General features: G+C 72.4%; 1 protein-coding gene. It reads left to right on the forward strand.

The window, feature by feature from the left end; all coding sequences use genetic code 11:
• Positions 1–400: 400 nt before the first annotated feature.
• Positions 401–895: a tetratricopeptide repeat protein gene (locus HY68_RS13880; RefSeq protein WP_041988641.1), complete on the forward strand. Its 495-nt coding sequence runs from the start codon at positions 401–403 to the stop codon at positions 893–895.
• The last annotated feature ends 310 nt before the right edge of the window (positions 896–1,205 follow it).

Raw genomic sequence — 1,205 nt, forward strand, 5'->3', positions numbered from 1 at the left:
GGCCCTCCACCGCAAGTGAAGGCTGGGGGGGGCGGCCGGGGGGCTCCACGGGGGAGCTGGGCTCGTGGTGCCGGGTGCTTGGCCGGGCGGCGGGTGCCGCGCGGCAGTTGCGTGGGGGGACTCGGGCCGTCTCGGCGTCCACCCCCACCGGGGAGCGGTTGCGACTCATGCCCCGCTGGTCACTGAGGGTGGGTGGAACGGGTGTGACCCGGGTGACGGGAAGTGGCTCGTGGGGCGGCGGTCGGGCGCCTTTTGCGTCCCGTGTTGCGTGAGGCGCGCCATGGGGGACATCCAACCGGCGCGGAGCCCCTGATGGCGGGGTGGGGGCAAATCGGTGGCCGGAATGCGGCGGCGTCAGCAGGATGGGCGGTGCAGGATCCGACCAACGAGGGGAACACCGATGAACCGGCAGTGGGAACAGCGGAACAGCGAGTTGTGGGCATCCATAGACACGCTGCCGGAGGAGGAGTTTCTGGCGGCGATGGACAAGCTCGTCGGCGAACTGCCCGCCGGTGATCCGGTGGCCTTCTTCGAGCGGGCCGCAGCCCTGGACTCGACCGGGCACACGAGCCGCGCGGTGCCGCTGTACGAGGAGGCGCTGAAGGGGGAGCTGCCGGGGGAGCGGCGCCGACGGGCGGTCATCCAGATGGCCAGCTCGCTCCGGAGTCTGGGCCATCCGGAGAAGACCATCGAGCTGTTGACGAAGGAACAGGCCGCTGGCGAGGACCACTTGAGCGACGCGATCAGCGCGGTCCTGGCGCTGGCCCTGACGGACGTGGGCCGCGAGCGGGAGGCGGTGGCCATCGCCGTAACAGCCCTGGCCCCCCACCTGCCCCGCTACCAGAGGTCCATGGCGAACTACGCCCGCCTCCTCGTCACCCCCACCGACACCTGAGCCCTCCGACGCCGGGCGGGTGTGCGGGAGCGCGGATTCATCCCTGCCTCACGAGCCACACCCGCCCCGCGTCGGCGGCTCCACACCGCCTGATGTGCCCCTACGGCGCGCCTAATGCAACAGGGGACGCAAAAGGCGCCCGACGGCCGCCCCACAAACCACACGGGGATACCCCAGTCACACCCGTCCCACCGCCGCGCCCCATGCCCGGCCCCATGACCCAAGCCGGGGACCCTCCCGCCCCACCCCCACCCCCAGCGACCAGCGGGGCATGAGTCGCAACCGCTCCCCGGTGGGGGCGGACGCCGAG

The sequence above is a fragment of the Streptomyces sp. AcH 505 genome, assembly GCF_000818175.1.
GTDB lineage: Bacteria > Actinomycetota > Actinomycetes > Streptomycetales > Streptomycetaceae > Streptomyces.

What these genes read in the sequence shown, in the direction of transcription:
- HY68_RS13880 (WP_041988641.1), top strand. Translation starts at nt 401, where the DNA reads ATGAACCGGCAGTGGGAACAGCGGAACAGCGAGTTGTGGGCATCCATA.